This window comes from Vibrio sp. 1078-1, from assembly GCF_033340475.1.
On sequence record NZ_JAWOWM010000004.1, the window covers coordinates 472,800 to 498,372 of the forward strand.

The 25,573-nt window shown below is 44.0% G+C and carries 23 protein-coding genes; 17 read left to right on the forward strand and 6 right to left on the reverse strand.

All coding sequences use genetic code 11. The features are described from left to right. Positions 1-29: 29 nt before the first annotated feature. Positions 30-548, reverse strand: coding sequence for a flavodoxin FldB (gene fldB / locus R7190_RS12050; RefSeq protein ID WP_005381790.1), 519 nt, complete (start codon positions 546-548; stop codon positions 30-32). 157 nt (positions 549-705) lie between these two features. On the opposite strand from fldB, the gene xerD reads away from it, so the two are divergent. The 7 genes from xerD to R7190_RS12085 all read left to right on the forward strand — a co-directional run bounded on the left by xerD (position 706) and on the right by R7190_RS12085 (position 9,436). Continuing rightward, positions 706-1,623, forward strand: a complete 918-nt coding sequence (gene xerD, locus R7190_RS12055) for a site-specific tyrosine recombinase XerD (RefSeq protein ID WP_005381788.1) — start codon at positions 706-708, stop codon at positions 1,621-1,623. Positions 1,624-1,682: 59 nt separating this feature from the next. Next, complete coding sequence (dsbC, locus tag R7190_RS12060) at positions 1,683-2,471, forward strand: bifunctional protein-disulfide isomerase/oxidoreductase DsbC (RefSeq protein ID WP_005381786.1); 789 nt, start codon at positions 1,683-1,685, stop codon at positions 2,469-2,471. A gap of 43 nt (positions 2,472-2,514) precedes the next feature. Beyond that, entirely contained in the window at positions 2,515-4,254 is a 1,740-nt protein-coding gene (gene recJ / locus R7190_RS12065; RefSeq protein WP_186584461.1) for a single-stranded-DNA-specific exonuclease RecJ, read from the forward strand. A 173-nt stretch (positions 4,255-4,427) separates the two neighbouring features. Further along, positions 4,428-5,526 (forward strand): peptide chain release factor 2 gene (gene prfB / locus R7190_RS12070; RefSeq protein ID WP_100068604.1). Its coding sequence is split into 2 segments (ribosomal slippage): positions 4,428-4,502 and positions 4,504-5,526, totalling 1,098 coding nucleotides; the frame shifts between segments, so codons are not numbered across the junction. Between the two features lie 34 nt (positions 5,527-5,560). Continuing rightward, a complete protein-coding gene (gene lysS, locus R7190_RS12075; RefSeq protein ID WP_005382861.1) occupies positions 5,561-7,078 on the forward strand; it encodes a lysine--tRNA ligase in 1,518 nt (505 codons plus the stop codon). A 243-nt stretch (positions 7,079-7,321) separates the two neighbouring features. Beyond that, on the forward strand, positions 7,322-8,656 hold the full coding sequence (gene vpsR / locus R7190_RS12080) for a cyclic-di-GMP-binding transcriptional regulator VpsR (protein WP_017635067.1): 1,335 nt from the start codon (positions 7,322-7,324) through the stop codon (positions 8,654-8,656). A gap of 528 nt (positions 8,657-9,184) precedes the next feature. Further along, complete coding sequence (locus R7190_RS12085; RefSeq protein ID WP_005381776.1) at positions 9,185-9,436, forward strand: hypothetical protein; 252 nt, start codon at positions 9,185-9,187, stop codon at positions 9,434-9,436. A gap of 131 nt (positions 9,437-9,567) precedes the next feature. Here R7190_RS12085 and R7190_RS12090 read toward each other — a convergent pair whose 3' ends face one another. Then, positions 9,568-10,602 (reverse strand): NADP(H)-dependent aldo-keto reductase, encoded by a 1,035-nt coding sequence (locus R7190_RS12090; RefSeq protein WP_005381774.1) that lies wholly within the window; start codon positions 10,600-10,602, stop codon positions 9,568-9,570. Positions 10,603-10,756: 154 nt separating this feature from the next. Here R7190_RS12090 and R7190_RS12095 point away from each other — a divergent pair, with 154 nt between their 5' ends. Next, positions 10,757-11,068, forward strand: a complete 312-nt coding sequence (locus R7190_RS12095) for a DUF6482 family protein (RefSeq protein WP_005381772.1) — start codon at positions 10,757-10,759, stop codon at positions 11,066-11,068. A 15-nt stretch (positions 11,069-11,083) separates the two neighbouring features. On the opposite strand, the gene mutH is transcribed toward R7190_RS12095, so the two are convergent. Further along, complete coding sequence (mutH, locus tag R7190_RS12100) at positions 11,084-11,764, reverse strand: DNA mismatch repair endonuclease MutH (protein ID WP_017821501.1); 681 nt, start codon at positions 11,762-11,764, stop codon at positions 11,084-11,086. Between the two features lie 619 nt (positions 11,765-12,383). On the opposite strand from mutH, the gene rppH reads away from it, so the two are divergent. From rppH to R7190_RS12125, 5 genes are all read left to right on the forward strand, one after another. Continuing rightward, the gene (gene rppH, locus R7190_RS12105) at positions 12,384-12,905 is read left to right on the forward strand and encodes an RNA pyrophosphohydrolase (protein WP_005381953.1); all 522 of its coding nucleotides are present in this window, start codon (positions 12,384-12,386) and stop codon (positions 12,903-12,905) included. A gap of 2 nt (positions 12,906-12,907) precedes the next feature. After that, entirely contained in the window at positions 12,908-15,154 is a 2,247-nt protein-coding gene (gene ptsP, locus R7190_RS12110) for a phosphoenolpyruvate--protein phosphotransferase (protein ID WP_186584460.1), read from the forward strand. A gap of 6 nt (positions 15,155-15,160) precedes the next feature. Continuing rightward, the gene (locus R7190_RS12115) at positions 15,161-15,952 is read left to right on the forward strand and encodes a sulfite exporter TauE/SafE family protein (RefSeq protein ID WP_005385965.1); all 792 of its coding nucleotides are present in this window, start codon (positions 15,161-15,163) and stop codon (positions 15,950-15,952) included. An 87-nt stretch (positions 15,953-16,039) separates the two neighbouring features. After that, the gene (gene lgt, locus R7190_RS12120; protein ID WP_005381948.1) at positions 16,040-16,861 is read left to right on the forward strand and encodes a prolipoprotein diacylglyceryl transferase; all 822 of its coding nucleotides are present in this window, start codon (positions 16,040-16,042) and stop codon (positions 16,859-16,861) included. Positions 16,862-16,870: 9 nt separating this feature from the next. Further along, the gene (locus tag R7190_RS12125; protein WP_005381947.1) at positions 16,871-17,722 is read left to right on the forward strand and encodes a thymidylate synthase; all 852 of its coding nucleotides are present in this window, start codon (positions 16,871-16,873) and stop codon (positions 17,720-17,722) included. Between the two features lie 70 nt (positions 17,723-17,792). Here R7190_RS12125 and R7190_RS12130 read toward each other — a convergent pair whose 3' ends face one another. Together R7190_RS12130 and R7190_RS12135 are read right to left on the reverse strand one after the other, a co-directional pair. Continuing rightward, positions 17,793-18,935: a flavohemoglobin expression-modulating QEGLA motif protein gene (locus R7190_RS12130; RefSeq protein ID WP_130544982.1), complete on the reverse strand. Its 1,143-nt coding sequence runs from the start codon at positions 18,933-18,935 to the stop codon at positions 17,793-17,795. 147 nt (positions 18,936-19,082) lie between these two features. Next, positions 19,083-20,228, reverse strand: a complete 1,146-nt coding sequence (locus tag R7190_RS12135; RefSeq protein ID WP_025768431.1) for a Na/Pi symporter — start codon at positions 20,226-20,228, stop codon at positions 19,083-19,085. A gap of 385 nt (positions 20,229-20,613) precedes the next feature. Here R7190_RS12135 and nhaR point away from each other — a divergent pair, with 385 nt between their 5' ends. Both nhaR and R7190_RS12145 read left to right on the forward strand, forming a co-directional pair. Continuing rightward, a complete protein-coding gene (gene nhaR / locus R7190_RS12140) occupies positions 20,614-21,504 on the forward strand; it encodes a transcriptional activator NhaR (protein WP_005381942.1) in 891 nt (296 codons plus the stop codon). Positions 21,505-21,792: 288 nt separating this feature from the next. Beyond that, positions 21,793-22,101 (forward strand): ArsR/SmtB family transcription factor, encoded by a 309-nt coding sequence (locus R7190_RS12145; RefSeq protein ID WP_005381940.1) that lies wholly within the window; start codon positions 21,793-21,795, stop codon positions 22,099-22,101. Between the two features lie 304 nt (positions 22,102-22,405). On the opposite strand, the gene rpsT is transcribed toward R7190_RS12145, so the two are convergent. Beyond that, positions 22,406-22,666: a 30S ribosomal protein S20 gene (rpsT, locus tag R7190_RS12150; protein WP_005381938.1), complete on the reverse strand. Its 261-nt coding sequence runs from the start codon at positions 22,664-22,666 to the stop codon at positions 22,406-22,408. 305 nt (positions 22,667-22,971) lie between these two features. On the opposite strand from rpsT, the gene murJ reads away from it, so the two are divergent. Then, positions 22,972-24,534 carry a murein biosynthesis integral membrane protein MurJ gene (gene murJ, locus R7190_RS12155; RefSeq protein WP_005381936.1) on the forward strand — a complete coding sequence of 521 codons (1,563 nt, stop codon included), beginning with the start codon at positions 22,972-22,974 and terminating at the stop codon, positions 24,532-24,534. Positions 24,535-24,603: 69 nt separating this feature from the next. After that, a complete protein-coding gene (gene ribF / locus R7190_RS12160) occupies positions 24,604-25,539 on the forward strand; it encodes a bifunctional riboflavin kinase/FAD synthetase (RefSeq protein ID WP_005381933.1) in 936 nt (311 codons plus the stop codon). Positions 25,540-25,573: the final 34 nt, after the last annotated feature.

Genomic DNA, 25,573 nt, shown 5'->3' on the forward strand with positions numbered 1-25,573 from the left:
TACTTTTTAATGATTACGTGTTTGCGCTATTAAAGCGTGTCGTGGAATTCCACAAGAACTTGTTCACACCATTTTTCGATGCGTTCATCACTCAGTTCGTACTGTGAGTCTTCATCTAACGCAAGTCCAACAAACTTGCTGCCATCTTCGATCAATGCTTTCGATGCTTCAAATTCGTAGCCTTCATTTGGCCAGTAACCGATAAAGGTTGCGCCTGTGGCTTGCAATTCATCGTGAAGTAAGCCCATCGCATCTAAATACCACTCTCCGTAACCTTCTTGGTCACCCAGACCAAACAGCGCTACAACTTTGCCTTTCAGTGGTGTGGTCGCGATGTCTTGCCAAATCGCGTTCCAATCTTCTTGAATTTCACCAAAATCCCAAGTTGAGATGCCAAGGAGTAATAAGTCGTAGTCCGCCATTAGTGATAACGGTGTCTCTTTCACATTGTGAATGTCGACAAGGTCTTCACCAATAAGGGTACGAATTTTCTCTGCTGCCATTTCGGTGTAGCAGGTCGTTGAGCCGTAAAAGAGTCCGATTTTCATTATATTCGTCGTTATTTGTGTTGCTGTTGTGGAAGATTCTAACCATAAATTGAGGAAGATTGCAGCGAATATCCTATGTGGGATGATTTTTTATGGTATTGGATTGGCAGGTGCTTTAATCTAAATACTGTAAATATAAACAGATAAGGAAGCATTCATGACGGCACAACAGCCTGTCAATCAACAAGATTTTTCGCTTGTTGAGCAATTCTTAGATGCGATGTGGATGGAGCGTGGCCTATCAGAGAACACGTTGGCTTCCTACCGAAACGATTTAATGAAGCTGCTCGTGTGGATGGAAAAACATCGATACCGTCTTGATTTTATCAGTTTGTCTGGCTTGCAAGAATATCAAAGCCACCTTGTAGATTTAGATTACAAACAGACGTCTCGTGCGCGTATGTTGTCGGCGATTCGCCGTTTATTTCAATACCTGCATCGTGAGAAGGTGCGTGCTGATGACCCGAGTGCGCTTTTGGTTAGTCCTAAACTGCCACAACGTTTACCCAAAGATATTAGTGAAGAGCAAGTGGACGCGTTGCTCGAAGCGCCAGACCCGAATGACCCTATAGAATTGCGCGATAAAGCGATGCTAGAGCTACTCTACGCGACAGGGTTGCGTGTGACAGAGCTCGTCAGTTTGACCATGGAAAATGTTAGCTTGCGCCAAGGGGTGGTGCGCGTGACTGGTAAAGGTGGTAAAGAACGCCTGGTTCCTATGGGGGAAAACGCGGTCGATTGGATCGAGACGTTCATTCAACAAGGGCGCCCTGCGTTACTTGGTGATACATCATCTGATATTGTTTTTCCTAGTAAACGCGCAAGACAGATGACTCGTCAGACGTTTTGGCACCGTATTAAATACTATGCTTTGATAGCAGGGATTGATACTGATCAGCTGTCGCCGCACGTACTGCGTCATGCCTTTGCCACGCATTTATTGAACTATGGCGCAGATCTCAGGGTCGTACAGATGCTTTTAGGACATAGTGACTTATCGACCACGCAAATTTATACTCACGTGGCGACTGAACGATTGAAGCAGATCCACAGTCAACACCACCCAAGAGCGTAACAATGGTTAGATTCATCCATGTCTTCTTGGAAAAACGATTTTACATTAAGGTGAATTTCATGAGCGTATTACGCCGACTAACTCTGCTGACTTTACCATTTTTTGTTACCGCTTGTGGTGCAGAAGAAAGTCAGGCTCAAACGGAGACTCCTGCGCAACAAGTAGCGCCAGCTGCACAAAGCGGCTTTGATGAAGCAGCATTAAAAACTAAGTTCTCAAAGCTTGGTTTATCTATCGTTGATATTCAACCATCAGACGTCGCTGGCTTATTGGAAATTCAAACCAATGGCGGGATCCTGTTTGCTTCAAATGATGGTAGCCACTTTATCGCCGGTACGCTTTATGCCATTAATGATGATGGCAGTTACAAAGATGTCATAGCAGAGCGTCAAGCGCCGCTTAACGCCGAGAAAATTGCGCAGTTCTCCGATAGCATGATCGAATACAAAGCCGACGATGAAAAGTACGTTGTGACCGTATTCACTGATATCACCTGTGGTTACTGTGTGCGTCTGCATAGCCAAATGCAAGGCTATAATGATCTAGGTATCACAGTGCGTTACATGGCTTACCCTCGCCAAGGTGCAACTGGCCCTGTGGCAGAGCAAATGGCAACGATTTGGTGTGCTGAAGATCCGGCGTCGGCAATGCACAACGCGAAAGTGAATCGTACATTTGATAACCCTGCGAAAGACTTAAAACAGTGTAAAGAAACCATCCAGGCGCATTACAATCTAGGTCGCCAATTGGGTATTTCTGGTACGCCAGCAATCTTCTTACCGAATGGCGAAATGGTTGGTGGCTACCTACCACCTGCAGAGCTATTGAAACGTTTAAAGCAACTATAATCCATTAGGAGCAGAGCCGGCAAAGTTGTCGGCTCTTTTAAGCATGATAGAAATTCAACGACGTCCTGAACCTGATCTTTCCCTTCTTCCTGATTCCATTCCTCCGATTCTTAAACGTATCTACATCAACCGTGGGATAACGGATCTTTCACAATTAGAAACGTCGGCCCGTGGGTTGCATTCATATCAAAAACTCGGGGGGATTGAGCAAGCTGTCGATCTTTTGTTTCAGGCGATAAAAGAACAAAAACGCATCATCGTTGTCGGTGATTTTGACGCTGATGGTGCGACAAGCTCAGCATTATCAGTACTCGCGCTGCGTATGCTTGGTAGTCACAATGTGGATTACCTAGTGCCAAATCGTTTTGAAGACGGTTATGGGTTAAGCCCAGAAGTCGTTGACCAAGCGTTAGAGCTTGGCGCTGAGATGATCATGACGGTGGATAACGGCGTCTCATCAATCGAAGGTGTGCGTTACGCAAAAGAAAATGGCATTACCGTGCTCGTTACCGATCACCACTTACCAGGACAAGTGTTGCCTGATGTGGATGCAATGGTGAACCCAAACCTTGAGAGCTGTAGCTTTCCATCTAAAGCGCTTGCGGGTGTGGGGGTCGCGTTTTATCTCATGATGGCACTATGCGTTCATATGCGAAAACACAATTGGTTTGCAGAACAGGGGATGCAAGAGCCCAAGTTGATGGAACTGATTGACCTTGTTGCACTGGGTACCGTCGCCGACGTCGTTCCATTGGATGAAAACAACCGCATTCTTGTACACCAAGGTTTGCAACGTATTCGTGCGGGCAAAGCGCGTCCCGGCATCCAAGCGTTAATTGAGGTCGCGAAGCGCGATGCGCGTCGTTTAGTTGCGTCCGATTTTGGCTTTGCTTTAGGTCCACGTATTAATGCTGCAGGTCGTCTTGATGACATGTCTTTCGGTGTTGAACTGCTGATGTGTAACAACATCCACGCAGCTCGTCGCATGGCAAGTGAATTGGATGGCTTGAACCAGACTCGTAAAGAGATTGAAGAAGGCATGAAGCAAGAAGCGATGGCTTTCTGTGAGCGCCTTCAGTTTGGTGAAGGCAATGAGCTTCCTTATGGCCTAGCCTTATTCCAACGTGATTGGCATCAAGGTGTGATTGGTATTTTGGCTTCGCGCATTAAAGAGAAGTTTCACCGTCCAGTCATTGCATTTGCTGATGGCGGAGAAGGGACGATTAAAGGCTCGTGTCGTTCTATTCCGGGGCTACACATGCGCGATGCGTTGGATTTCATCGACACGCAAAACCCGGGTTTGATCATCAAGTTTGGTGGACACGCCATGGCAGCAGGCTTAACGATTAAAGAGCAGGATTTTGAGCGTTTCAGTCGTTTGTTTGATGAAGTGGTAAAAAAGGAACTCGATGAAGCGGCGCTAAAAGGCGTGATCATGTCAGATGGTGAACTTAAGCCGGAAGAGTTCTCTATGCATGTTGCTGAACTGCTGCGATCGGGTGGCCCTTTTGGACAAGCCTTCCCTGAACCAATCTTTGATGGTGAGTTTAAAGTACTGCATCAAAAGCTGGTGGGTGAGAAGCATCTTAAATTGATGTTAGAGCCGCTTTATAAAGGTCACCCTACCAATGTGATGATCGACGGCATTGCATTCAATGTTGATCTACGTCGATGGCCAGATGCATCGGTTAAAACAGTACGTCTCGCGTATAAGCTGGATGTGAATGAATTTCGTGGTAATCAATCATTGCAATTGATGATCGACCATATCGAAGCTAAGTAATACCTAGATTAACCTTTCTTATAGAGTACGGTTGCCCCTAAGTGGGCGTAAAATTTTATGACCGTGCTCTCTCTCACCGCAATCTGATTTCTCATCCGAAATTTTCCTGTATCTCGGTCACATTTTTCAGTAGAATTTCTCGGTTAAATTCTATTCTAAAATGTTGAGTAAACATGTTTGAAATCAATCCAATTAAAAACCGTCTGCAGGACGTGTCTCAGCGCACAAATGTCCTGAGGGGGTATCTTTGACTATGACGCGAAGAAAGAGCGTCTAGAAGAAGTCAACGCAGAACTTGAACAACCAGATGTATGGAACGAACCTGAGCGTGCGCAAGCACTGGGTAAAGAGCGTGCATCACTAGAAGCGGTTGTTGAAACCATTGATCAACTAGAGCAAGGTGTGGAAGATGTAGAAGGTCTTCTTGAGCTGGCTGTAGAAGAAGAAGATCAAGAAACATTTGACGAAATTGAACCAGAACTTGCTGAGTTGGAAGAGAAGCTAGAAAAGCTTGAATTCCGTCGTATGTTCTCTGGCGACCACGATAGCTCTGATTGTTACATCGATTTGCAAGCTGGTTCTGGTGGTACAGAAGCACAAGACTGGACTAACATGCTGCTGCGTATGTACCTACGTTGGGCAGAAGCGAAGGGCTTCAAAGCTGAAGTGATTGAAGTCTCTGAAGGTGAAGTCGCGGGTCTTAAGTCGGCAACAGTTCGCATCTCTGGTGAGTATGCGTACGGTTGGTTACGTACAGAAACGGGCGTTCATCGTCTTGTTCGTAAATCTCCGTTCGATTCAGGCGGTCGTCGCCATACGTCATTTGCTTCTGCGTTCATCTATCCAGAGATTGATGAAAACATCGACATCGACATTAATCCTTCCGACCTACGCATTGACGTTTACCGTGCGTCAGGCGCAGGTGGTCAGCACGTAAACACCACAGAATCTGCGGTACGTATTACGCACGTACCTACGAACACAGTGGTTCAGTGTCAGAATGACCGTTCTCAACATAAGAACAAAGATCAGGCAATGAAACAGCTTCGAGCGAAGCTATTTGAGCTTGAATTGCAAAAGCAAAATGCGGAAAAACAAGCTAATGAAGACGCTAAGTCTGACATTGGCTGGGGTAGCCAGATCCGTTCTTACGTATTGGATGACTCACGTATTAAGGACCTCCGTACGGGCATTGAAAACCGTAATACTCAAGCGGTTCTTGATGGCGATCTGGACAAATTTATTGAAGCTAGCCTGAAATCAGGTCTATAAAGCTTTTCACCGACAAAAACAGGATACATCGAAAATGACTGATGCTGTTCAAAACGAAACTGTACTAGAAGAAAATAAGCTGATTGCTGAACGCCGCGCTAAACTGGATGCAATCCGAAAGAGCTGCAAAGCGAACGGCCATCCAAACGACTTCCGTCGTGACGCACTAGCGGGCGACCTTCAGAAAGAGTTCGGTGAAAAGACGAAGGAAGAGCTAGAAGAGCTTAACCACGTAGTAGCAATCGCTGGCCGTATCATGGCTAAACGTGGTCCATTCTTGGTAATTCAAGAAACTTCTGGCCGTATCCAAGCTTACGCTGACAAAGCGGTTCAAAAAGTACTTAAAGAAAAATACCAAGGTCTAGATATCGGTGACATCATCGGTGTTAAAGGTGCACTTCATAAGTCTGGTAAAGGTGACCTATACGTGAACATGGAAGAGTACGAGTTGCTAACCAAAGCACTACGTCCACTTCCAGAGAAGTTCCACGGTCTAACTGACCAAGAGATGCGTTACCGCCAACGTTACGTTGACCTGATCGTTAACGAAGACTCTCGTCAAGCGTTTGTAGTACGTTCTAAAGTAATGTCTGCAATCCGCAACTTCATGATCTCTAAGCAGTTCATGGAAGTTGAAACGCCAATGATGCACGTTATCCCTGGCGGTGCGAGTGCGCGTCCATTCATCACGCATCACAACGCACTAGACATGCCAATGTACCTACGTATCGCGCCAGAGCTATACCTGAAGCGTCTAGTTGTTGGTGGTTTTGATCGCGTATTCGAAATCAACCGTAACTTCCGTAACGAAGGCCTTTCTCCACGTCACAACCCAGAATTCACAATGATGGAATTCTACATGGCGTACGCAGACTACAAAGATCTGATGGACCTAACTGAAGAACTACTAAGCTCAGTGGCGCAAGAAGTTCTAGGTTCAACGTCAATGCCTTACGGTGATGAAACGGTTGAGTTTGGTGGTACTTACACTCGTATGAGCATGTTCGAAGCAATCAAGCACTACAACCCAGACCACGCGCAAATCCAAGCGCTAACAGAAGAAGACCTACAAAACCGTGATCTAATGGTTTCTATCGCGAAATCTGTTCACGTTGAAGTAGAACCTTTCTGGACATGTGGTCAGCTTCTTGAAGAGATCTTTGGTGAAACAGCAGAACCTAAGCTAATGCAGCCTACGTTCATCACTGGCTACCCAGCAGATATCTCTCCACTAGCTCGTCGTAGCGATGACAACCCGTTCTTTACAGACCGCTTTGAATTCTTTATCGGTGGCCGTGAAGTAGCGAACGGTTTCTCAGAGCTTAACGATGCTGAAGACCAAGATGCACGCTTTAAAGCACAGGTTGAAGCGAAAGAGTCTGGTGACGACGAAGCAATGTTCTACGATGCAGACTACATCACTGCTCTAGAGCACGGCCTACCGCCAACAGCAGGCCAAGGTATCGGTATCGACCGTTTGGTTATGCTACTGACTAACACGCACACTATCCGTGACGTGATCTTATTCCCTGCAATGCGCCCGCAAGCGTAATTCGATAGGATGAGTAAAAAACCACCTTCGGGTGGTTTTTTTTTGCCTTTTAGTTAAGCTGATTCAAGTTGTTGCATTTGCCTTTTAATGGGATATGCAAATAAACATTCGCCAAATCTCAATCTATTGCATAGTCTTAATACTGAGACAGACGTGAGGGGGCGGAGTCTCGATAATGTTACCCGCTCGCAAAGATAAGTTTGTGGCACAAAATTTCTATTAACAATGAAAAAGGGTTAGAGAATGGCTGGGCAGTTTAAGATGGATTCCATCCCGGGATCGCTTGTGGTAGTTGGCGGTACTTATGAGCCTTGGTTATCGGTACTGGAGCAAGTGGGCTGGAAGTGTCACCAAGTAGGTGACTTACGCAAAGCTAATACGCTGTTAGAAGATATTGGTCCATGTATCGGTATTGTTGATCTCAGCCATGACGAGTTCAGCTTGAATGGTTTGGCGAACTTAGTCAGCTCTCACAAACACGTACGTTGGTTAGCGTTTATTCGTGAATCTCAGCTTGGCACTGACACCATATGCCAGTTCATTGTTAACTTTTGTATCGATTTTTTTACAGCGCCGATCCCAGATGCACAGTTATTAAGCACAATAGGTCACCAGCTTGGCATGCTTAAGTTGGAGAAAAAAGTTTGGCCTAGTTTTGGTAGCAGTTTAGATATGGGTCTGATCGGTGAATCTATCCCGATGAAACGTTTACGCGATCAAGTGAAGCGCATCGGTCCAACAGACGTCAGCATTCTGATTTCTGGGGAAAGTGGGACTGGTAAAGAGGCGGTTGCTAGGGCCATCCATAAAGTCTCTTCACGCTCTCATAAACCGTTTATGGCAATTAACTGTCGCGCACTCAATGAACAACGTTTCCAAGCTGAAGTATTTGGTATTAACGCCGATGAAGATATGGAAGCATGCCTGCTTGAACAAGCAGATGGCGGCACCGTGTTGTTTAACGACATTCTTACCATTTCAAAAGAGCAGCAAATGAATCTGCTGAGATTCTTGCAAGAAGGCACCATTGATACCAAAGATGGCGTAAAAGCGGTTAACGTGCGTATTCTTGCTGCTAACTCGTCAGATGTTGAAAAAGCTTTGATTGACGGTGACTTCAATGAAGAGCTTTACCATTACATCAACGTTTTGCGCATCAATGTCCCTAGCTTGAAAGAACGTGCGAGTGACATCGCATTGCTGGCTCGTTTCTACTTACAAGAGTTCTCAAAAGAGTACAACTCGCAAGCAAAAAGCTTTTCTGAGGATGCATTCAAGGCACTGACACGTTATTTCTGGCCTGGAAATGTGCGTGAGCTGATGAACCAAGTGAAGCGAGCGGTATTAATGTCCGACAGCGTAATGATTGAAGAGCATCACTTAGATTTACCTCAACGTAATGACTCAAAGCGCAGCTTGAAATCAATCCGAGAGAAGAGTGAACGTGATGCGTTGCTGGTTGTTTTGGAATCTCATTCTGGTCAAGTTTCAAATGCGGCGAAAGAGCTCGGAGTTTCGCGTGCAACCATGTATCGACTACTTAATAAACATAACTTGATTTCCGAACAAGCCATGTAGTTGGCCTTTCCCTGTGTTAAATAGGCGAATAAATACAATAAAAGAGAGTGGCCACAGAGCCGCTCTTTTTATTTTTGTTTGGTTTGATTTATAAAATCCGCAAATTTATATATTCCTCAGGTGAATATGTTATACGTAAAAGTATATGAAACTAAATTGCGGTGTATTGATTTGTTTTTAATCAAAAAGGCAAAAAATGTTTGATATATATCCATCAAAGCTTACAATTTAACCGTAACTCAATGAGTTATACCTTTCATAAACGGATTAATTTTTAGCTAGGAGGCGCAAGATGAAACATTACGTTGTTAACACCACTGCTTGCGCTGATCGTATGCCTATCGCTCCGATAACCCTTAAATCGGATGATACCAATACCACTGGCTCACAAGATAAAAATTAATCCGTAACCTATCATATTTATTACTAGGCTGCGGAAAAGTAGCGGCTTAGTATCAACAGAATATTTCTGTTCATTTTACGCACTATTTTTCCCAGTCGAATACATCGATAATCGGAGAAAATATTATGCGTCACTCTATTTACCTACAATTGGCCACTTTGCTATTGAAAGCAGACCTTAAACGCGAAGAAAAGCAATGGCAGCGCACCATACGCCGAACTGCTCATGATATTCCATGGACGAATGTTCATCTATTGAGAGATATTGGTTTAGATCGCGATGGTCGTTCTACACGTGCCAATGTTCCGGATGCAGTAAAAGTTGAACGTCGAGTTCGTCACCTTCGTCGAGTCTTAACGTCGCGAATAATGACGTAATCGTTAGCGTGTTGGGCTGACTGAGTTGCTAACGAGTCATTCAACACGCTTAACTTTTTATATGAAGTATGACTTCATTGGATAAACAGCTGATCTTGAAGATCAGCTGTTTTCGTTTGAAGGTGGTACTGTTAAGGGCAAGGATTCGAGTAAGTTGTACCTATTGCTTGAATTTCAGTAAGTAGTTCGTCGCTAAGTTGCAAATCAATACTGTCGATATTGGCTTTTAATTGGTCTAGGTTTGTTGCTCCGATAATGTTAGAAGCAACAAATGGACGCTGATTGACAAACGCGAGCGCCATTTGTGCAGGGTTTAGACCATGCTCTTGAGCTAAATTGACGTAAGCTTCGGTCGCTTTAACACCTTGCGGAGTGAAGTAGCGCGCAAAACGCTCCCACTTAGTGCATCGAGCGCCTTCAGGTTTTGCCCCGTTTAGGTATTTACCACTCAGGCAGCCAAATGCCAAAGGAGAGTAGGCAAGTAACTGAACGCCTTCGTAATGGCTGATTTCAGACAAGCCAACTTCGAAGCTGCGGTTCAATAAGTTATATGGGTTTTGAATGGAGACAATTCTTGGCAAATCGTGTTTTTCTGCCAAACGCAATAGCGACATCACACCCCACGGCGTCTCGTTGGATACGCCGATATAGCGCACTTTACCTGCATTCACTAATTCAGTAAGCGCTTCCAACGTTTCAATTAACGTGACTTCTTCTTGTTTGTCAGGGTATGGGTAGTTGAGTTGACCAAAGCAGTTGGTTTGACGCTGCGGCCAATGTAGTTGGTACAAATCGACATAATCGGTTTGTAGACGATTAAGGCTGTCATCAATTGCTGTATGGATGTGGCGACGATTAAGGCTCATGTTGTCTCTAATGTGAGGAACATTGCGAGGGCCTGCCACTTTTGTTGCCAGTACTACTTTCTCTCTTTTGCCGCTTTTTGCTAACCAATTACCGATGTATTGCTCGGTGAGCCCTTGTGTTTCCGAGTTTGGCGGTACAGGGTACATCTCTGCGGTATCGATGAAGTTCACCCCATGATCGAGGGCAAAGTCGAGCTGTTCAAAGGCGTCCTTTTCTGTGTTTTGCTCGCCAAACGTCATAGTGCCGAGGCAGATTTTACTGATCTCAAGTGATGAGTGCGGTAGTTTTGTGTATTGCATATCACGTCCTTGAAGAGTTACCGACTAAATAAGTGACTCCAATATAGGGGATTTTTAGCCGCAATCGCAAATGATTTACGTATAAAGGGAGAGCAAACTCGAAAGCTACAGTTAGCCTAACTACACTTAAATAATCGTGTGAAGGAGGTATGTTATGCAGAAGCATCAATTGGACATGTGGCTACATGGTCCACATAAAGATACTTATAAAACTCCCAAAGTATTTGTGATTGGGTGTTCTGATGTCTCTGACTATCTTTTAGCTGTGGAGTACAAGCATCAACTTGAGCCGATTAAAGACGGTGAAGACCCGATACATTTTGGCTCTCTAGACTTAGTAAAAGAAGAATTATTGAGGCTAGGGGTCGATAAAGCGTATTTAAGGCTGCGTAATGCGTATGACGAATGTGGCACTGAAGAGGCAGCCTCGTACTGCGATATTGAGTTATCGCTCGTGACGCACTAAATAGCTGATATAGTTTTATTCTGGTTGAGTGTTAATGTAGTGCTTGAGTAAGATCTGTTCAGTAAACTGTGTTCTAAGGTAAAAGCCTCGGGGCAGAGTTTTCATCGGCTTACCATTTGAGTTATATGCTTCGGTGAGCGCTTTTGCATTTGCGGCTTTAGGGCGAAGATGCAGCGCTTCTCCGTGTCTGGCGGAAATTTGATCAAATCTTCCCAAGACGATCATCTCCATTAACTCTTCCCAGTCATTTCGCAAAATCCGTTCTTCTTCTTCATCTGGTGACCAAATGAGTGGACTGCCCACACGTCTTTCAGCGAGTGGGATTTCTCGTTCTCCTTCTACGGGTACCCAAAGCACACGAGATAGCTTGTTTCGAACATGACTTGTTTCCCATGTAAGACCATGAACACCAGTGAGGGGGGCCACAGAAACAAAGGTTGTTTCTAAAGGTTTGCCAGAGTAACTGATCGGAATACTTTTCAACTCGATCCCTAGTTTTGCGAAATCTTGTTGAGGTTTACTGCCAGCTGGAGCGCCCAAGTGCCATTCGAGTAATTGACCCACCCAACCTTTATCACGTTTTAAGTTTTCAGGAACAATCATATTCGCCTCGGCGGCCAACTCAGCAAAACTGAGTCCTGCCATATCATGCGCTCGTTCCAATAGCTCTGCTTCTGTTTGTGGTTCTGGTTTCATAGTTACAAGGTGGTATTACAAAAAATATAGTTTATCAAACTCCGACCAAATCTACTGTTTAAGATTTCACCGAGGCGGTGTAAGAACGATCAATTCATAACTTATCCACAGGTGGAGGAGGTATTGATAAGATCCTGACGAGGTCTGTATGAATAAACAGGGGTTAAAATGCATTTTTGGGGTTGATTTTGTTGTAATCATCTAAACGAATAGCAGGTAAGTGTGGATAAATAGCCTGTTGGTGGATCTTTGACCGATCTGAGTTTGGTGAAAAGATCATCAAGAAATTGAAGATCGAATTATCGTTATTTTTAAAAATAAATACTTTTTTATCAATGCTTTATGTTTGTTTTTTTGTTTATTCATTTGTTTTTCATTTGATGGGATTGAACTGAATTACTCATTTGAATTGAATTCTTCACAAAGTTATTCACAGAAAAGGTGAATAAATGTGGGCAATGTCTCACTCTTGTGTTGATAAGGTATGGTTTGATTAAAAGATATCCAAAAATGCTGAAAAGGTAATAAATCTTGCTCATATCACATCAGTAAGTTTGCTAGTAATGGGGATATGTGGAAAAATCACGGTAATAAAAAATTTATTCATAGAGGTTAGCCAGTGATAGATGGCGATGGTTACCGACTTAATGTTGGTATTGTGATATGTAATAACCATGGTCAGGTCTTCTGGGCTAAACGATACGGGCAACACTCATGGCAATTTCCACAAGGTGGGATTGACGAAGGTGAAACCCCTGAACAAGCCATGTTCAGGGAGTTATACGAAGAAGTCGGTTTAACGAAAAAAGACGTTAAGATCATTGCAACAAGTCGTCATTGGTTAAGATATAAGCTACCAAAGCGATTGGTGCGTTGGGACTCCAAGCCTGTTTGTATCGGCCAAAAACAGAAATGGTTTCTGCTGAGATTAGAATGCGATGAGTCTCGCATTAATATGCAACGCGGAAAATCCCCTGAATTTGATGGTTGGCGCTGGGTAAGTTACTGGTATCCAGTTAGGCAAGTTGTTTCTTTCAAGCGAGATGTTTATCGACGAGCGATGAAAGAATTTGCATCCTTAGCCATGCCTTTTCGAGAGAGAAAAGCGAAAGGGAAAAGAAAAAAGCAACGTAGAGGATAATCATGCTCAGTCAGCTAAGGGAAATAGTTGAGAAAGTCTCCAGGGTCGATGATGTGCATCTGGCACTCGATATATTGGTGAAAGAGACTTGTGCTGCCCTTAGTACTGAGTGCTGTACTATCTATCTTGCTAATGAAGAAATGCAGCGCCTTGAGTTAATGGCAACTCAAGGCCTTATTTTTGAAGGTGATAGTATTCATATCAACTTCAATGAAGGCTTGGTTGGGTTGGTAAAACGAAGCGCTGAACCCCTTAACCTTGCCGAAGCCTCAAAACACCCCGAGTTCAAATTCTTTCCTCAACTCGGCGAACAGATTTACCACTCTTTTTTAGCTACTCCAATCATTCATCGTAAACAAGTTTTAGGTGTGTTGGTGATCCAACAAAAAACGCCGCGCTTGTTTAGTGAAATGGAAGAATCGTTTCTTGTTACCTTATCCGCTCAGTTAGCGGTGCTCATTGCACATGCGCAGAATCTTGGGCATTGGCAGTTAGCATCTAAACCCACGGTATTAAAAGGTTTGCCTGCGTCTACTGGTGTCGCGATTGGAGAGTTTTGGTTCGACAATACCCAGCCGAGTTTATCGGATATTTTCCCTTCGTCCACGTTAGATAAGGAACGCGAGCACGAGACACTACTGGTGGCCATAGAGCGAGCGTTAAATGACTTTCGCCGCATGCGGAAAAAACTGGACAGTGAAATCAACAAAGATGCGCTGGCGATCTTCGATCTGTTTACTCACTTACTGAATGATCCGATGCTTCGCGGTGATTTGAAGAAGCAGATTGAAAAAGGAGACAGGGCAGACTGGGCGTTACGCCAAGTTGTAGAGTCATACTCGAATCGATTTGCAAGAATGTCGGATGTATACATGCGTGAAAGAGCGCAAGATATCCGAGAGTTAGGGCAAAGGCTGCTCTATTTTCTGCACAACAGTGAGCAAGAAAATTCTGCAATTGATCGTCCCATTATTTTGGTGGCGAACGAACTCACTGCCACCTTGCTCGCTTCTGTACCTAAAGAGTTTTTGTTAGCCGTCGTATCATTAGAGGGAGGCGCAAACTCTCACGCTGCCATTTTATCTCGAGCTCTTGGGGTCCCTGCAGTCATGGGCGCCAACATTAATCCGGATGTGGTGAATGGCAAACTCGGGATAGTCGACGGCTATACGGGTGAGATCTTCTTAGAGCCAAACCGCCAGTTGTTGCGAGAGTATCGCAGCTTAGTAAGCGAAGAGTCTGAACTGTTTGCCATGGTAAACAAGGACCTCGCACTCCCTGCGGTTACGCAAGATAATCACCATATCGAAATTATGCTGAATGCGGGACTCAGTGCAGACAGTAATATTGCCATCAACACAGGTGTTGATGGTGTTGGGTTGTACCGAACTGAGATTGCATTTTTACTTCAGCATCACTTTCCTTCGGAAGATGAACAGTATCATCAATACCAAGCAATACTTAACAGCTATCCGAATCAACGAGTAGTGATGCGTACTTTGGATATTGGTGGTGACAAACCTTTGCCGTATTTGCCCATCGAAGAAGATAATCCGTTTCTAGGCTGGCGTGGCATTCGTTTTACATTGGATCATCCAGACATTTTCTTGATCCAGCTGCGTGCAATGTTAAGAGCGAGTGCAGAAAGCGGAAACTTAAGTATCTTATTGCCAATGGTGTCAGGGGTAAAAGAGCTAGACGATGCCATTAGCTTGATTAATCAAGCTCACAGCGAAGCCGTTTTGCTTGATGATAGAATTCAATTCCCACAAATTGGGGTCATGATTGAAGTACCATCGATGGTGTATCTGTTGCCAACGATCGCTCACCGTGTTGATTTTGTTTCTGTCGGGACAAACGATTTAACTCAGTATTTATTAGCGGTAGATAGGAACAATTCGCGCGTCGCGGATGTCTATGAATCTATGCATCCTGCGGTACTGTTAGCGCTTAAGCAAATCCATGACGTGTGCGATAAGTATCGGGTGCCAGTGTGTATTTGTGGTGAGTTAGCTGGCGACCCATTTGGCGCTCTTCTCTTACTTGGGTTAGGGTATACCAGTTTGAGTATGAACACCTCCAACGTGGCTAAGGTGAAATATTTGATTCGTCATAGCCAACAAGAAGAATTAGAAAAATTAGCGGAGCAAGCAATGACAAAGTCCTACGGGGAGGACATTCATCAAATGATGCATGACTTCTTCATCCAACAGGGTTTTGCGGGCTTTATCCGTGCAGGTAAAAAGTAGGAAATCGTGACCGTCTCTTTATTTTTGTTATTGTTGGCGCTAGGCGCTTTTGTGGGTGTGATGGCGGGGTTACTCGGTATCGGTGGTGGTTTGATTGTTGTTCCTGCCTTGTTGTATTTGCTTCCTCTTGCTGGGATCTCTCCAGAAATGAGTATGCACATGGCCTTAGCCACTTCGTTAGCGAGTATTATTGTCACGTCTGGCTCATCGGCGATGAATCACCTTAAGCTCGGCAATGTCGATATGTTTGTCGTAAAATGGTTGATGCCTGGTGTGGTCATTGGTGGCTTTGTTGGTGCCAATATTGCTGAGTGGATCCCTACACACTATTTGCCGAAAGTGTTTGGTGTCATTGTTCTTTGCCTGTCAGTACAAATGTTTCGTTCCATTAAAGTTACGAGCAGTAAACCTATGCCGAGCAGCCCTGTGACTGTAGTTTACGGCACGGGAATTGGTGTCGTATCAAGCCTTGCTGGTATTGGTGGTGGCTCACTGTCGGTACCATTTCTAAATAAACACGGGATAGAGATGCGTAAAGCGGTGGGTTCATCCTCCGTTTGTGGTTGCGTGATTGCTATTTCTGGTATGATCGGCTTCATCTTACATGGCTATAAAGTGGAAGGCTTACCTTCATACAGTATTGGCTATGTTTATCTTCCTGCTTTATTAGCTATTGCTATGGCCTCGATGCTCACAACAAAAGTGGGTGCGAAGCTGGCAACTAACCTTCCAACTGCGGTATTAAAAAAGATATTCGCGGTGTTCTTAATGTTTGTTGCAGCGACCATGCTGCTCTAAGTTTGTACCCAAGTCATTCTCGCTGAACCAAGCATCTAGAGGTTACTTGGGTATATTTATTTTGTTGTGATAAGAAGAGAATGATTTATGTCTCAGGGATATATTGAATTTCCCAATATTGATCCGGTTTTAATCTCTATTGGTCCTGTTTCGGTTCGTTGGTACGGTTTGATGTACCTTGTAGGCTTTATGTTTGCTCTATGGTTAGCGAACCGACGTGCAGATAAGCCTGGAAGTGGTTGGACACGAGAGCAGGTTTCTGATTTGTTGTTCGCAGGCTTCCTTGGCGTGGTGATTGGTGGCCGTGTAGGCTACGTGCTTTTCTACAATTTTGAGCTCTTCCTGGCTGACCCTTTGTATCTATTTAAAGTGTGGACCGGTGGTATGTCTTTCCACGGCGGCTTACTGGGTGTGATTACTGCGATGTTCTGGTATGCACACAAAAACGGGCGAACTTTCTTCGGTGTTGCAGACTTTATCGCGCCGCTTGTGCCATTTGGTTTGGGTATGGGGCGTTTAGGTAACTTCATGAACAGCGAGTTGTGGGGCCGAGTAACGGATGTGCCTTGGGCGATCGTTTTCCCAAATGGCGGTCCACTGCCACGTCATCCATCGCAGCTTTATGAAATGGCGCTTGAAGGTATCGTCCTTTTCTTCATCTTGAATTGGTTCATCAAGAAACCTCGTCCTCTAGGTTCTGTTTCAGGGCTATTTTTAGCTGGATATGGTACATTCCGCTTCTTAGTTGAGTACGTGCGCGAACCAGACGCTCATTTGGGTTTATTCGGTGGCTTTATTTCCATGGGACAGATTTTATCCCTGCCAATGGTGGTTATCGGTGTCCTCATGATGGTTTGGGCATACAAACGTGGTCATTACAAAGACGAATTACCACAAAAGACGAAGTAAGGTATTGGTGTGAAACAGTATTTAGATTTGTGTCAACGCATCGTTGACCAAGGTGTTTGGGTTGAAAATGAGCGTACAGGCAAGCGCTGCCTGACCGTAATCAACGCGGATTTAACCTACGATGTTGCGAACAATCAATTTCCGTTGGTCACCACACGTAAAAGTTTTTGGAAAGCGGCCGTTGCAGAGCTATTAGGGTATATTCGTGGTTACGATAATGCGGAAGATTTTCGTAAGCTGGGCACGAAAACCTGGGATGCCAATGCCAACCTAAATGATGCCTGGTTGAATAACCCATACCGTAAAGGTGAAGACGACATGGGCCGTGTCTATGGGGTTCAAGGGCGCGCCTGGGCGAAACCTGATGGTGGTCATGTTGACCAGCTACGTAAGATAGTGGATGACTTAACGCGTGGTGTTGATGATCGCGGTGAAATCTTGAACTTCTACAACCCGGGTGAGTTCCACATGGGGTGCTTGCGTCCTTGTATGTACAGTCACCATTTTTCATTGCTGGATGATACGCTTTACCTGAATAGTACTCAGCGTTCGTGTGATGTACCGCTTGGCTTAAACTTCAATATGGTTCAAGTTTACGTGTTCTTGGCGATTATGGCGCAAATTACGGGCAAGAAACCTGGTCAGGCATTTCATAAGATTGTGAATGCTCACATTTATGAAGACCAGCTTGAACTTATGCGCGATGTTCAGTTGAAGCGTGAGCCATTAAAAGCGCCGACGTTCCATATCAACCCAGAGATTAAATCTCTAGAAGATTTGGAAACATGGGTCACACTGGATGACTTTTGGGTTGAAGGGTACGAGCATCACGATCCTATTCGTTACCCATTCTCAGTGTAACGAGTATCGTTCTTCAAGATATAGAAAAAGCTCCGAATGGAGCTTTTTTCTTTTTTGTACTTAGAAGGTATTATTTTAGTGCACTGACAATATAACGGTGAATTGGGTTGGTCTGCATCGGTGTGGACAGTGCCGGGCTAATAAACTTAGGTTGAGTGAATATTTCTTTACTCACTAATGAACGGATAAGCTCAAAGTACTTCAGCTCTGTTTTCCCGCACAACAATAGTGAAAAGTCATCGCCCAATCTATCATAGGCATTGAGCACCTCTCGGAATCCTCTAAGATACAAGTAATCCTTCGTTAAACCTCCACCTCGATAGACTCGGGCAGTCGTTGTAAATGCTTGAAGATCAGAAGCTTTATACTGTTCTTTTAATAGCATGAACGTATGGCGGAAATCGCGATCCTTGATCATCGACTCTACTGCCAGAACTCGTAAGGCTAAGGTTCTTAGGCGCTTGATACTGAAATGTCCTGACAGATACTCACATAATATAGCCAGCCCTTCTTGAGTGTTGGTATTGGCAGGACAACCTAAGCTCAGGACTTTTAGCGGTTGTTGACGACCGTTAAGCGTAGTTAGGAGATGTACTCCCATTTCATGATGTGCAAGAGCCTCCAGCTCATCAGTGGTGATGTACGCCGCGTGGTTAATTTTGACTCGAGATCCTGAAACTAGTGCGTTTGCTAACATCCCGTCCAACACCTGTATTTCACATTCATACCCATTGCGTTGAGCAAAATTTTGCATGAAACGTGCTATTGCACGGCTATCGTGCTGAGGTTCTTTTTCTTCTTCTGTAGGAAGGTGCAATATGAAATGGGCGTTGGCAATATCTTTGGCGCTCGGTTCCCCATAATAGCGTAAGGAGTTATAAAGAAACTCTTGCGTACCTATGGTATTCACTTGATCTAGTTTATCAGCATAAGACTGAATTACATCCGCGTACAGCCTCTGCAATTGGGTGTCTTGAATGTTTTCTAGAGGTAGCTCATATAGACGTCGCTTTGCGCTGTGGGTATCTACGTTAGTAATTGAATATTGAAAACTAGGCTCTTGAGAATATTTGTTTTTAATGAAACGTTCTCTTTCTTGAGCATAATTAAGAGGATTCACGCTACTGAGGATATCAATATCAGCAACCAGTTGGGTTAGGTTTTCGTCTATTGCGAGTAGCTGATCAGAAATAGCGTCATTAAGCTGCGTCATGTTGTCGACTCCAAATGAGATAGCTCAGCATAATCATGCTGATGTGGCTCAAATTATCACCGGACAATCGATTTGAACAGTTTAATTATCATAAAAAAGGCTCCACGATGTGGAGCCTAAACAATAAGCGATGGTATGTCGTTGTTGTTACGTTGTTAGGGCTAGAATTGCACCTGGTAGAATAACGAATACTGACATTAGGTAACCACCAACAACTGCTTTATTCTTAATAGCCATTTCAGAAATCATCTCAGCGCCTTTAACCGGAATCTCACGTAGGAATGGAATTCCAAAGATAAACAGCGTCGCCATGATGTTAAATACTAAGTGGACTAGAGCGATTTGAAGTGCGAATACTGCGAACTCTCCAGATACCGCTGTCGCTGCTAGTAGTGCCGTAATACAAGTACCAATGTTAGCACCCAGAGTGAAAGGGTAGATATCTCGTACTTTCAACACGCCAGTACCAACCAACGGAACCATTAAACTTGTCGTGGTTGAGGAAGATTGTACTAGAACGGTCACGATTGAGCCTGATACGATGCCGTGAATAGGACCACGACCGATGGCGTTTTTCAAAATTTCACGTGCGCGACCAACCATTAGGCTCTTCATCAATTTACCCATCACTGTGATTGCAACGAAGATAGTCGCAATACCCAAAGCAATAAGCATGACGCCGCCAACAGTATCACCGAAGGTAGAAAGTGGCTCTTTAATTGCGCCTACGACTGGCTTTGTAATTGGTTTAATAAAGTTGAAGCCTTTAATGCTCATATCACCAGTAGCAAGCAGTGGAGAAACAAGCCAGTGAGAAACTTTCTCTAAAATGCCGAACATCATTTCCAACGGAAGGAAAATAGCGACAGCAAGCAAGTTGAAGAAGTCATGAATGGTTGCACTTGCAAATGCACGTTTGAACTCTTCTTTACAGCGCACGTGGCCAAGAGACACAAGCGTATTGGTCACTGTGGTACCAATGTTAGCACCCATCACCATAGGGATAGCGGTTTCTACAGGTAAGCCACCTGCAACCAAGCCTACAATAATAGACGTTACAGTACTTGAAGACTGAATTAAGGCTGTTGCCACCAAGCCGATCATTAGACCTGCAACTGGGTGTGCGGCAAATTCAAATAGCACCTTAGCTTGATCGCCAGTTGCCCATTTAAAGCCACTACCAACCATAGATACTGCTAGAAGAAGCAGATATAACATGAATGCCAAGTTAGCCCAGCGTAACCAACGAGCTGTGCTCGAAATTGGTGCCACTGTTGAAGTAGCTTGGTTCATCATAATTTTCTCCGTTGACCTTTCAGTTCATTTTTCGGTCTGTAGTTGAATCTGCGGGCGATGTTAGAGAACAAATATTTCAGTAATATTACAGATTTCTTGCTGTGAGAGATTTTTATTGTTCTTTTTGATAATGGCGTAAAAGAGGAAGAAAATTAATTTTTAACTTGTTGATTTTAATGGTTAAATTTTGATTTAGTTTTGTTTGGTTTTTGCGTTTTTTTGTAGAGAAAATGCGCCTCAGTTCAACTTTTATGACAGTGTTGACTTTATACTTTCGGTAAAACTTATGCTTTTGTAAGGTATTGTATGGTTTTGTCGAGTTTATTGTTTGTCTCTGTCACATTTGGTATAAAAAGTATCACTTTCTTTTCGGGACTCGATCATGTCACATCTAAACTACAACCATCTCTATTATTTCTGGATGGTGTGCAAACAGGGCTCTGTAACTAAGGCGGCTGACGCGCTCTTCCTGACACCGCAAACCGTGACAGGACAGATTAAAGCGCTTGAAGAGCGCATGAAAGGAAAGTTAACCAAGCGCAATGGTCGTACAGTTGAGCCCACTGAGTTAGGTCAGCTTGTGTTTAAGTACGCCGACCGGATGTTCGGTTTGAGCTATGAGATGTTAGATATCGTCAATTACAGCCAGCACTCGAACATTCTATTTGAAGTTGGTGTAGCCGATGCATTATCTAAACGCTTGGTCAGTAAAGTACTGATGACGACCGTCCCGGAAGATAACAGTATTCATTTACGCTGTTATGAATCGACCCACGAACTGCTACTTGAACGCCTTTCTCAGCACAAGCTAGATATGATCCTTTCGGATTGTCCCGTTGATTCTACTCAAAGTCCTGGCCTTTATAGCAAAAAGTTAGGTGAAAGTAGCATGAGCTTTTTTGCTTCTTCTGAAATTGAAAATGTGCGATTCCCTGAGATCTTGGAACAAAAAAAACTTCTGATTCCCGCGAGCCGAACGGCTATGGGGCGTAAAGTTATTCAATGGTTTGATCGTCAAGGTCTTCAACCCAATGTGCTGGGGGAGTTTGATGATGTTGCGTTGATGAAAGCTTTTGCTCGGTACCACGATGATGTGATTTTCTTGGCACCGACCGTATACATGTCGGAGATTGAAGACGACCGAAATTTACAGCTAATTGGCCATGTCGATGGGCTAAAAGAAGAGTACTACGTGATTTTTGCGGAACGAATGATCCAACACCCCGCGGTAAAAAATGTTTGTGATGCTGATTTCAGTCAAATGTTTGAGTAAACCCGTATCGTTGCGTAAATAAATAGATTACTATCAATAAAAATATAATTCTAAATAATATCTAAGTAAGCAAGATACTTGTTTTAGTGAGCAAAACTATTAATTATTGATGGCGCACCAATTAAAATCCTTGGTGGATAATATTGGTGTATCACTAACAACTAAATTAGAGGTTCTAATAATGAAGACTCTGGAAGTGTATCTTGATTTTCTTAGATATATAAATCAGTGCAACACAACAAGCTGGCCAGGGTTGGAATAAGTAAGTTGTAGCTAGAGGTCCAACACATGAATCTACAAGAAATGGAGCAGAACTCCGCAAAAGCCGTCGTGTTGCTCAAAGCGATGGCAAACGAGAGACGCCTACAAATCCTTTGTATGCTGCATAACCAAGAGCTGTCCGTGGGAGAGCTGTGTGCAAAGTTAGAGCTAAGCCAGTCGGCATTATCTCAGCATCTTGCTTGGCTTCGCCGTGATGAGTTAGTCACGACAAGGAAAGAAGCACAGACGGTGTACTACACATTAAAGAGTGATGAAGTGAAAGCGTTAATAAAAACACTGCATAGTCTTTATTGTGCTGAGAGTGCTCAACATTAATTAAATAGTCCTAATATACTGCTCATCTTAGAGTGTGAATCTAACTTGTTGGAATATTTGAGAGTGGCGCTAAAATTTTGATGATAGGGTACTACTCATCGACCAATTTGCTTTGTTCTCAAGTGTTTTATTAGTGCTTTCTAGTTTGAGCGTTATATGGGTAATGAATAAGCTGATGTCTTTAAATGGGACATTCAGAAAAAGAAAAGCTGGCATTGCCAGCTTTTTTTATTAAGAAAACTTTGTAGATATAAAAAAACCGACACAAGGTCGGTTTTTTCTTCACTGTAAAATTAGGACTCTATTAAAGAGCTTTGATTTGTGCAGCGAAACGAGACTTATGGCGAGCTGCTTTATTCTTGTGAATAAGGCCTTTAGTTGCCATGCGGTCTAGGATAGGTGTAACTACAGCGAATGCAGCAGTTGCAGCTTCTTTGTCGCCTGCTTCGATAGCAGCAACAGTTTTCTTCATGTAAGTACGCATCATTGAGCGACGGCTAGCATTGTGCTGACGACGTTTCTCAGCTTGGATAGCGCGCTTCTTAGCAGATTTACTATTTGCCAAGGGTCTAACTCCCAAAAACTTAGTTCTGTGACAATTTAAGGGCGAGGAATATCCCTCATTTGCGCTTAAATGTCAAATGATTTGTGCAAAAACCGATCTAAGCCAAAACAAATTTTGGTAAGAGAGGTTATCGCGGTTAAGATGGCGGGGATTCTAACAGCATTTTTATACCAATGCTAATAATTATCCGCGAAAGGCACACTTATTCCTTACAACCCGCGGATAGATTTTTGACGTCTATTTGCAGCACCTGTCAGAGAAACAGTATAGGGTTAGCTGTCTTATGGTGATATTCCGAGGTTACAGTGAGTAAACGACTACTCAAGTCTGGCATGATCGTCAGTGCTATGACATTTATTTCCCGCGTTCTTGGCCTAGTTCGTGATGTTGTAGTGGCAAATTTAATGGGGGCAGGAGCAAGCGCAGACGTCTTTTTCTTCGCCAATAAAATTCCTAATTTTTTACGACGTTTGTTTGCTGAAGGTGCTTTTTCCCAAGCGTTTGTACCTGTTTTAACGGAAAGCCATGCTCAAGGCGACATGGATAAAACTCGGGAGCTCATTGCTCGTGCGGCGGGTACATTAGGGGTGATAGTCTCAATTGTTACCATCTTAGGTGTTCTAGGTTCCGGAGTGGTGACTGCACTGTTTGGTTTTGGTTGGTTCCTAGACTGGATGCATGGTGGTCCCGCGGCTGAGAAGTTCGAACTTGCTAGCGTGATGCTCAAGATTACCTTTCCTTATTTATGGTTCATCACTTTTGTTGCCCTATCGGGAGCCATTCTCAATACACTAGGTAAGTTTGCGGTTTCTTCGTTTACTCCCGTCTTCCTCAACGTAATGATCATTTTGGCAGCATGGTTTATCTCGCCGCAGATGTCACAGCCAGAGATTGGCCTTGCCATCGGTGTTTTCCTTGGTGGTTTGGTTCAGTTCTTATTTCAAATCCCTTTCCTTATTAAAGCGGGGGTTATGGTTAAGCCGAAATGGGGCTGGCGCGATCCGGGCGTGGTGAAGATCCGAACCTTAATGATTCCTGCTTTGTTCGGTGTGTCGGTAAGCCAAATCAACTTGTTGTTTGATACTTTTATTGCCAGCTTTCTGCAAACCGGTTCGATCAGTTGGTTGTACTATTCAGATCGCTTGTTGGAATTCCCGTTAGGTCTGTTTGGTATTGCTATTGCAACGGTGATTTTACCAGCATTATCACGCAAACATGTTGACGCACAAAATGAAGGATTCGCACAAACCATGGACTGGGGGGTGCGCATGGTGATCTTACTTGGCCTTCCTGCAATGCTTGGTTTGATGGTACTGGCAAAACCTATGTTGATGGTGTTATTCATGCGAGGTGAGTTTTCGCCACAAGACGTACATCAAGCATCATTGTCACTCTTTGCTTACGCTTCAGGCTTGTTGAACTTTATGCTGATTAAAGTGCTCGCTCCGGGTTATTACTCGCGTCAAGACACTAAAACGCCAGTGAAATACGGCATCATTGCGATGGTGACCAACATGGTATTTAATGCAATTTTTGCGTACTTCTATGGCTACGTTGGCTTGGCTATCGCGACGGCACTATCGGCATTTGTGAATATGGCACTGCTGTATCGTGGCCTGCACATCGCAGAGGTATACCAAATCACTAAGCGAACCGTCTTCTTTATTATACGTTTAGCTATTGCTGGCGCGGCGATGGTGGCGGCAATCTTATGGCAACTGGAAGATATGTCAGTATGGCTGGGCTGGAGCTTTGCTCACCGAAGCGCGGTGCTAGGGATGTTGATCGGTTTAGGAGCCGTAGTTTACCTAGTGGTTCTATTTTTAACTGGTGCGCGTTTAAAAGACCTAAAAGCTGGGACAGACTGAGGGTGATTAGTATATAATCCGTCAGTTTCACACAGTGTAAAGTAAAACAGAGGCAGAAAGCAGTATCCAATGGAACTGATTAGAGGCATTCACAATATCAACCCGCGACATCATGGTTGTGTGCTGACTATTGGCAATTTCGATGGTGTCCATAAAGGCCATCAACAAGTATTGCAGCAAGTGTCTGAGCAAGCGGACAGGCTATCCTTGCCTTCTGTTGTGATGACCTTTGAACCTCAGCCGATGGAGCTGTTTGCCAAAGACAAGGCACCTGCAAGGTTGACGCGATTACGCGATAAGTTCGTGCAATTGAGTAAGCTCGATATTGACCGCTTACTGTGTGTCAATTTCAATCGCCATTTTGCAAGTTTAACCGCGGAAGAGTTTATCCGTGACTTGTTGGTCGAGCGTTTGGGTGTTAAGTTTCTTGTCGTTGGTGATGATTTCTGCTTTGGCAAAGGCCGTACAGGTAACTTTGCAATGCTGCAGGAAGCAGGGGAAAAATACGGCTTTGATGTCGTAAGTACCCAGAGCTTTTGTTTACAACAATTACGTGTCAGCAGTACGGCTATCCGTCAAGCGCTGGCGCGTGACGATTTGCATTCCGCGCAACAGATGCTGGGAAGAAACTACAGCATCAGCGGTCGTGTTTCTCACGGAAGAAAGCTAGGTCGAACCATTGGGTTCCCTACTGCAAATATTCCTTTGAAACGCTGTGTTTCTCCGGTTTCCGGAGTCTATGTTGTTCAAGCGCTTGGCTTAGGAAATAAGCCAGTTGGTGGTGTTGCTAATATTGGTCAAAGACCAACCGTCAATGGTGTTCGCCAACAGTTAGAAGTGCACTTATTCGACTTTCATGCCAATTTATATGGCAAGCAACTAGAAGTGGAACTTTTGCATAAACTTCGAGATGAGCAAAAGTTTGAGTCGTTTGAAGCACTTAAACAACAAATCGAATTGGATGCTGAAGCAGCAAGGGTGTGGCTGCGTCAGCTTAAGCGTTGAGCGGTTTATTCCACCGTTCAACATAATGTCTAAT